Source organism: Candidatus Rhodobacter oscarellae, assembly GCF_001078595.1.
Lineage (GTDB): Bacteria > Pseudomonadota > Alphaproteobacteria > Rhodobacterales > Rhodobacteraceae > Rhodobacter_B > Rhodobacter_B oscarellae.
The window spans coordinates 1,034,635-1,042,199 of record NZ_LFTY01000001.1; the positions used below are offsets into that span (position 1 = coordinate 1,034,635).

A 7,565-nucleotide genomic window follows, 5' to 3' on the forward strand; every position below is an offset into this window, starting at 1 on the left:
TGAAGAACAGGCATGTATCGGGATGGTTGATGGCCTCGCCCTTGGCGTTGGTGCTGGTGGTGTTTCTCATCGCGCCGATCCTGATGATCGTTGTGGTCAGCTTTTGGGGCGCAACGGAGTGGTCGATCTATCCGGCCTTCTTATGGGACAATTACGAGTTCCTTCTGACCTCGGAGGTGACCTATCGGGTCTTCCTGAACACATTCAAATACGCCTTCATCACCTGGGTCTTCGCGCTAGGGATCGGCTTCACCGTGGCCTATTTCCTGGCCTTCCATGTGCGGTCTCTGACCTGGCAGGTGGCGCTGTTTTTGCTTTGCACGATCCCGTTTTGGACCTCCAACATCATCCGCATGATCTCTTGGATCCCGTTTTTGGGGCGCAACGGTCTGGCGAACTCTGCCCTGATCTCTTGGGGCGTCATCGATGAGCCCTTGGAGTGGCTCCTGTTCAGCGACTTCAGCGTTATCCTGGCCTTCGTGCATCTCTACACGCTGTTCATGGTGGTGCCGATCTTCAACACGATGATGCGGATCGACAAGAGCCTGATCGAGGCCGCCGCGGATGCCGGCGCCAGCGGCTGGCAGACCCTGTGGCATGTGATCGTGCCGCTAACCAAGCCGGGCATCATGATCGGCACCATATTCGTCGTCACCCTGGTGATGGGCGACTTCATCACCGTGCGCTTCATGAGCGGCAGCCAAAGCGCCAACGTAGGAAGGATGATCCAGAACGACATCGGGTTGCTGCAATACCCGTCCGCCAGTGCGACGGCGGTGATCCTACTGATCACGGTGCTGATGGTGATCGGCATCCTGCTGCGCTTTGTCGACATCCGAAGGGAGCTTTGAGCATGGAGCCGCGCCCCAGATCCTTCTACGTGCTGGCCGCGTTCTTCGCACTGTTCCTGGCGTTCCTCTACGGGCCGACGCTGACCATCGCGATCCTCAGCTTTCAGGGGCCGGGCGGCGGGCTGACCTTCCCGATGCGGGGCGTCTCGCTGCACTGGTTCGCGGATCTCTTTGAGCAGCAGGCGGTGGGCGACATCTGGGGCAGCTTCCGCCGGTCCTTCGTTTTAGGGCTGATGGTCATGGTCACGACCGTGGTGGTTTCGGTGATGGGCGGGCTGGCCTTCCGCAAGCGGTTCGCGGGCTCGGCGGTGCTGTTCTACCTGATCATCACCTCGCTGGTGATCCCCTCGATCCTGGTCTCGCTGGGCGTGGGGCTGATCTGGTCGCAATCGGGCCTGCCTGTGCATTGGTCGACCAGCGGCTTTGGCGCGCAGCTGACCTGGACGCTGCCCTTTGGCCTTCTGATCATGTTCGCGGTCTTCAACCGGTTCGACAAGAGCTATGAGGAGGCCGCGCGCGACCTGGGCGCCAGCAACTGGCAGGTGGTGCGGCACGTGGTGCTGCCGATCATCGCGCCCTCGCTGATTGGGGTGGCTCTGTTCGGCTTCACGCTCAGCTATGACGAGTTCGCGCGCACGCTTCTGACGTCGGGCAGCTACAACACCCTGCCGCTTGAGATCTTCGGCATGACCACGAACGTCACCACGCCGGTGCTGTTCGCCCTGGGCACGCTGACCACCGTATTCTCGCTGCTGGTGATCGCGGGATTCCTGGGCATCGCCTGGCTAATGCGCCGGCGGCAGGCGACCAAGGGGTCCGACGCCGGAAAGGGGCTGGTTTAGGTGGCGGTCGTCATCATCAACCCCAACAGCACTGCCTCGATGACCGAGGCGATGCTGGCCCAGGCGCGGGAAGCGGCACCCGGATTGGCGTTCGAGGCTTGGACGTCCACCGAGGCCCCCCCCGCCATCCAGGGCGCCGAGGACGGGGCCGTTGCGACGCCGCCGCTCTTGGAGCTGGTCCAAAGGGCCGCCGATCAGGGCGCGGATGGCATCATGATCGGGTGCTTCGACGACACCGCGCTTTCCGAGGCCGCGGCGCTTGCCAGCTGCCCGGTCATCGGGATTGGTCAGGCGGCCTATCACTACGCGGTCATGCGGCACTGGCGGTTCAGCGTCGTCACGACGCTCGCCGTGTCCGTGCCGGTGATCGAGCAGAACATCGCCGCCTACGGCCTGGGCGCCTTCGCCAGCCGCGTGCGCGCTTCCGAAATCCCCGTGCTGGATTTGGAGAGCGATCCCGCCGGGTCAGCCAAATCCGTGCTGGAAGAGGCAAGGACCGCCGCGGCCGAGGATGACATCCACGCGGTGATCTTGGGCTGCGCGGGCATGCTCAGCGTCGCGCAAGACGTCCAGGCTTCCTTGCGCATACCGGTTGTCGATCCCGTTTGGTGCGCGGCCCGGTGGTTCAACTGGCACCAAGCCTAGGCGGAGGTCCCGGGTCAAGCCTGGGACGGGTGGGGACGGGTGGGCCCGGTCTTAGTCCGGGCTTGGTCCGGGCTCAGTCCAGTGCGCCCAGCTTGCTGATCTTGTGCTGCCCGGTGGCGAAGCCGATATGCTTTTGCTCCATGTAGAACTCGAAGGACCAGTCGCCGCCGTCGCGCCCGATGCCGCTGGACTTCACCCCGCCGAAGGGCGTCGGCAGGTGGCGCACGTTCTCGGAGTTCACCCAGATCATGCCCGCCTCCAGCCGCTCGGTGAAGCGCAGCGCGCGGGTCAGGTCATTGGTCCAGACATAGCCGGTCAGGCCGTAGGGGCTGTCGTTGGCCAGGGCCAGCGCCTCGTCCTCGGTCGCAAACGGGATCGAGGTCAGCACCGGGCCAAAGATCTCCTCCTGCGCGATGCGCATGTCGTTGGTGGCGCCGGTGAAGAGCGTCGGCTGCACGTAGTAGCCATCGCCGGGCGCCGCCTGGCCGCCCGCGGCGATCTCGGCCCCGTCCTGGCGCGCGATCTCGAAATAGCCCGTGACCTTGTCGAAATGCTCCCGCGCGATCAGCGGGCCGATCTCGGTGGCCGGGTCCAGCGGGTGGCCCACCTTGATGGCGTTCACGCGCTCCACCAGCCGGGCCTCGAAATCGGCGCGGATGCTGTCCTGCACCAGCAGGCGCGAGGACGAGGTGCAGCGCTCGCCGTTGATCGAGTAGATCATGAAGATCACCGCGTCCAGCGCCCGCTCCAGGTCGGCGTCCTCGAACACCACCACCGGGTTCTTGCCGCCCAGCTCCAGGTGGTTGCGCTTGAGCGTGGGCGCGCCCTGCTGCACGATCATGCTGCCGGTCTTGCTCTCGCCGACAAAGGCGATGGCGCGGATGGCGGGGTGCTCGCAGAGCGCGCGCCCGGCCTCCTCGCCGAACCCGTTCACCGTGTTGAGCACCCCCGGCGGCAGCCCGGCCGCCTCGGCGATCTCCACCAGCAGGCGCGCGGTCAGGGGCGACAGCTCGGCGGGCTTGTGCACCACGGTGCAGCCCGCGGCCAGCGCCGGCGCGATCTTCCAGGTCGACAGCATGAAGGGCGTGTTCCAGGGCGTGATCACGCCCACCGGGCCGATCGGCGCGCGGGTGGTGACGTTCATCAGGGTGGGCGAGGGCAGGTGCTGGCCGTCGCGGGCGCCGGAGANGCGGGTTCAATTTGTACTGTGGTGTCTTGTCTTGTACCTGTCTCTTATACACATCTGAAGGATTAAATAACCGCTACACTAGATAATGATGGCCTTTCGTGAGCCATCATGGGATCCCCGAACACCCCCAGCACATTCTTATTACTCTAATTTTTTGTAAAGCCTTTTTGCATAATTTGCATCGCACTGCCTAACCACGTGAGTTGGCATGCTTTATTTTCCGTAAAAGCCTACAATTTGGCCTCTTACGTAAGCGTGACACAGAGCTATACCTCTCCTAACCCTAACCTCTGCCCCTTTGGGTGATCGTGTCACGAGGCCCATTATCAGCTCGCAGTTGGGTTTGCGTGCTGCGAGCTGCGCTCGCAGCACGACAAACCCAACGTGCTCCTTTACAGCGTTCCCTTTATGAACGTTACTGATAAAGCTCATTGCCATGTGCCCGTTATGTTTAATAGTATTTATCCTCAATGATGTAGCCTGTATAACAATCCGGGGTTCCTATCTACTGTGACGTCACCTTTTTATGTACACATTTTCTTCAAAATACGGGAGAGCATGACATCACAATGAATGTGATGTCATAAAGGCACCTTTGTGCGTGATTGGTCTAAGTGCGATTGTGACGTCAGTGTATACCGACAGACAAAAACTTTGGTTTTTGGGCGATCACGTTTGAGAGCCCCTCACACCAGGGCGCGCGCGGGCTTCGGGGAATTAAAAAGGAAACGCCTTTCCTTAGCAACAGTTGCTATGCCCCGGGGGTACCCCTATTACCACTATTATTGCTCCCTTGTGCGAGTGATTCAAAGATATAATAATAATAATAATAATAATAATAATAATAATTGATTATCAGGCGGGTGTCCGGGCAAATTCCTGCCGAAGCCCACGCGTGCCCTGGTGGGAGCTAGGGGAACTACATGCATCATACTCGATCGATCCAAACGTTTATCCCAATGCGCCCATTATACTGCAGACAAACAACCAGTTACAATAAAACTTGCAGATTCACTGCCACTAAAACAAAAGCCACAACAGTTGATCGTACTTAGGCAGGCAGACTAACACCATCCATGCTAATTCATGCGAATTCACATCAGTTTTGTTTGAGTTTGACGTCATGTAGGTATGAAAAATTCAAGGAAGATTCAGTTGATTTTATTTTAACAGGATCGCCTGCCAGATCGTCTGCCAAGTAAGAGAAAAATCTTGATGGAACAATATCCTTTGCTGTCGCTTTCTGTAGACCGCATGAAACAATGATACACGTTGGAGATAGTTGATTTTCAATTCTTTGCAAAACAATTTTAACTAAAAATAGTATATTGAAACATAATTGCCTCTTTAGTAATTTGGTTAATTAACCGAGTTTCTTTTTTCTGTCACTGGAACTGCTGCTCTGATCCAATAGCGTAATCAGCACCAAACAATACTTGTAGTCTGTCGTTTCAGGACTGTCCGGTTTACGAGGTGAGTGAATTATTGAGCCCATAAACTACGCGCACAAATAATTTCTGTAGACTCAGGCCCTACGCAACGCAAGGAGGAGGGATCCTCCAGCGTCTACACTACCTTTGGAAGTTCTTTTTCTCCGAGAGTAGACAAATATGGCACGTGAAAAATTTCCACTATTTCAGGAAATTGTTCTCTTTCAAAAGCCTCCTTTCTCTCACTGCCAACAAATGCAAATTCGTCAAATTTAACCAGTTTTCCAGAGTTAAAGTCAATGCCCCTAACCTAGAAAACCAAAAATTAAGCAAATAAATATAAATTAATCACTGTCTACACACCTCGTCAAAATATTTTGCTAAAGCTATAGTACAACTTCCGTCGCCACAACACAGATGCAGACACTGGGAAATTTCACGAGGTCTTTGCCTCGCCTTCTTCATGTATTGATCATAACACTTGCGAGCAATAGTTGAAGGCAGTTCAGAAATCTAAAGGAAAAGACTGTTATCTTACATGATCTTCACGGCGCTGAGCTGTACGTCTATGGTTTTTTCTGCGGGTTTTCCCGCGAGATTTTTTTCCGCAAGATTATCTCCCGCTGGTTTTTTCCCGCGGTTTTTTTTCCCGCGGTTTTTTTTCCCGCGGGTTTTATTCCCCGCGGGTCTTTCCGCGGGTTCAATTTGTACTGTGGTGTCTTGTCTTGTACTTTCCGAAGTTTTGGTGTTTGGGTCCTAAACAGTGGACTATGATCAGCACTGGATAGAAAGTATAAGTATATGCAAATCTTACTGTTGTCAGATGCTCTGAAACTGCCTCCTTTAGATCTAATATGTCACAATAAGACGAGTGTTTCAAATCCATTAGTTCCAGAATAATGAGTAATTCTTCAAAAGACTGGCCAATTCCAAAGTCAAAATGAAAGAGAAGCCGATGAAGGAGGCAAAGGTCGTCAGGCACAGAACAACATTTCGATTTGTAAACAGGTTCAATTGTTGTGCCAAAGTAGTAGTGGTGCCTTGCTGTTTTAGTGTAATCAACAGTCTTACTGCAAATGTTCCAAAAAAAACCTATACACGCAAACAATATTGCCACAGACAAGATGGCGAAGTTTGCAGCCCACAGTAAGGCCAGGGTGGAAGCCGCCGGATAAACGCAGCCAACTTCCACGCTCCACATCGGTTCAGTAACAATTTGCACAGGGCAAGTAAATTGATCTTCCACAATGCTGTTGGCCCCTAGCCAAGCGAGGATACCGACAAACAGCAAAGCAAGCACTCCTTGAGCAATAAGCTTGACAGCATAGCATTTTTGCATGAATTTGGACGATTCAAACTGGTCCCTGAGCAACCTCACAACATTGAGTGATTCACGACTGTAAGTACCAGATGTGCTATTTCGATGACGATCAAGCTCCTTCACCTCGATAAAAAACTGCCTGATTTTTCGAAAAAAACAGTGATAAAACAAAAGAGAAGGCGTGTAAAGAGCCATTGATTGTCCTAGAAGAGCCAGCGGCAAAGTCGAAACCTTTCCCAAGTGAGCGTTAGAGCACCAGCTATTGATGAAGGGTGCTTGCGTTCTTGAAACGTTAGTAGGCGGAAAGCAGGAAAGATCTGGGAAAAACAATTCGCCCCCGATCGTCAAAATAGACAGAAGAAACGATATGACAGACATGTAGCTCAAGATGACGTCCCAAATAGGCTCCTTGTAAACATCACTCAGCTTCGTTGCGCCAGCTGACGGCAAAGAGGGCTGCTTAAGAACCATAACCTTGGAAGAAACGGGCCTTTGGGCAAATCCGGGCGTACGTCGCTCAAGTTCCATGACTCGAACTCCAGATTCGGTACCAGTTTGTCAACGCATTCAACCAATTTCATTCTGTGGCATAGACACATACACCAGGCTCCCATGCAACTATCTACACACAAGTTGAGAGTAGCATTATTTTCTTCAACGTAGCAACTACTAATAACTCACTCTGAATGCCTCTGCCATGAGCCATTGCGCCTTCATTCTCAAGCCAATTTCTCCCAGACACAAAAGCTGCTAGAGCGAACTTCTCCCCCATACTACTAGCATTCGCGTGACAGTCACCTATATATAGTCCCTGAGCAAGCTGTGAAGAAAGAGACATGCGCATATAAAAAACCTCTACTCGATGTCTGTTTTCCTTTACCATTCCTTCACCAATTCCCAAGCCTTTGTCATTCAATTTGAGAACTTGAAGCGAGTATACGCCGCTGAGCTAGCTGCATGGCGACCAGGTCTAAACAAGCTTGAATCCCATCCGGACCACATATATTATTGCTCAGATCCAACTCAACGAGACGACATCCGGATCGAATCATCACTCCGCCAAGATAATTCTATAAAAATGTTTAACTAGATATACATTTTTCGAATTAAAAATCTTGCCAAAAATGGCGGTATCTCTGAACGCAATCTTCCCGTGTACACACTCAAAAGACGCGTACCCGACCCGCGGCAACAGCGGAATGACCTTTACTTTTTAGGCTTCGTTTGGACTCCAGCGCTTCGACTAGACAGTATGACTGCCGACACTTCGATCGACGCCGTGTTTCT

At 53.7% G+C, this 7,565-nt stretch carries 6 protein-coding genes; 3 read left to right on the plus strand and 3 right to left on the minus strand.

Annotated features, from left to right (window positions below; all coding sequences use genetic code 11):
* Positions 1-29: 29 nt before the first annotated feature.
* The 3 genes from AIOL_RS05065 to AIOL_RS05075 are packed head-to-tail and all read left to right on the plus strand — an operon-like array spanning position 30 to position 2,338.
* On the plus strand, positions 30-851 hold the full coding sequence (locus AIOL_RS05065; RefSeq protein WP_152912373.1) for an ABC transporter permease: 822 nt from the start codon (positions 30-32) through the stop codon (positions 849-851).
* Positions 852-853: 2 nt separating this feature from the next.
* A complete protein-coding gene (locus AIOL_RS05070; RefSeq protein ID WP_049641873.1) occupies positions 854-1,693 on the plus strand; it encodes an ABC transporter permease in 840 nt (279 codons plus the stop codon).
* Entirely contained in the window at positions 1,694-2,338 is a 645-nt protein-coding gene (locus AIOL_RS05075; RefSeq protein ID WP_053101190.1) for an aspartate/glutamate racemase family protein, read from the plus strand.
* Positions 2,339-2,411: 73 nt separating this feature from the next.
* Here AIOL_RS05075 and AIOL_RS05080 read toward each other — a convergent pair.
* The 3 genes from AIOL_RS05080 to AIOL_RS25810 form a co-directional block, all read right to left on the minus strand.
* The coding region (locus AIOL_RS05080) for an aldehyde dehydrogenase family protein (protein WP_152912374.1) at positions 2,412-3,526 on the minus strand (1,115 nt) is incomplete at its 5' end.
* A 2,131-nt stretch (positions 3,527-5,657) separates the two neighbouring features.
* Complete coding sequence (locus AIOL_RS24860; RefSeq protein ID WP_152912360.1) at positions 5,658-6,806, minus strand: hypothetical protein; 1,149 nt, start codon at positions 6,804-6,806, stop codon at positions 5,658-5,660.
* Positions 6,807-6,900: 94 nt separating this feature from the next.
* On the minus strand, positions 6,901-7,179 hold the full coding sequence (locus AIOL_RS25810; protein WP_235438880.1) for a hypothetical protein: 279 nt from the start codon (positions 7,177-7,179) through the stop codon (positions 6,901-6,903).
* Positions 7,180-7,565 lie beyond the last annotated feature (386 nt).

Excerpts from the sequence above, each read along its gene's own strand:
- AIOL_RS05065 (WP_152912373.1), top strand. The coding sequence starts at position 30 with ATGGCCTCGCCCTTGGCGTTGGTGCTGGTGGTGTTTCTCATCGCGCCG.
- AIOL_RS05070 (WP_049641873.1), top strand. The coding sequence starts at position 854 with ATGGAGCCGCGCCCCAGATCCTTCTACGTGCTGGCCGCGTTCTTCGCA.
- AIOL_RS24860 (WP_152912360.1), bottom strand. The coding sequence starts at position 6,806 with ATGGAACTTGAGCGACGTACGCCCGGATTTGCCCAAAGGCCCGTTTCT.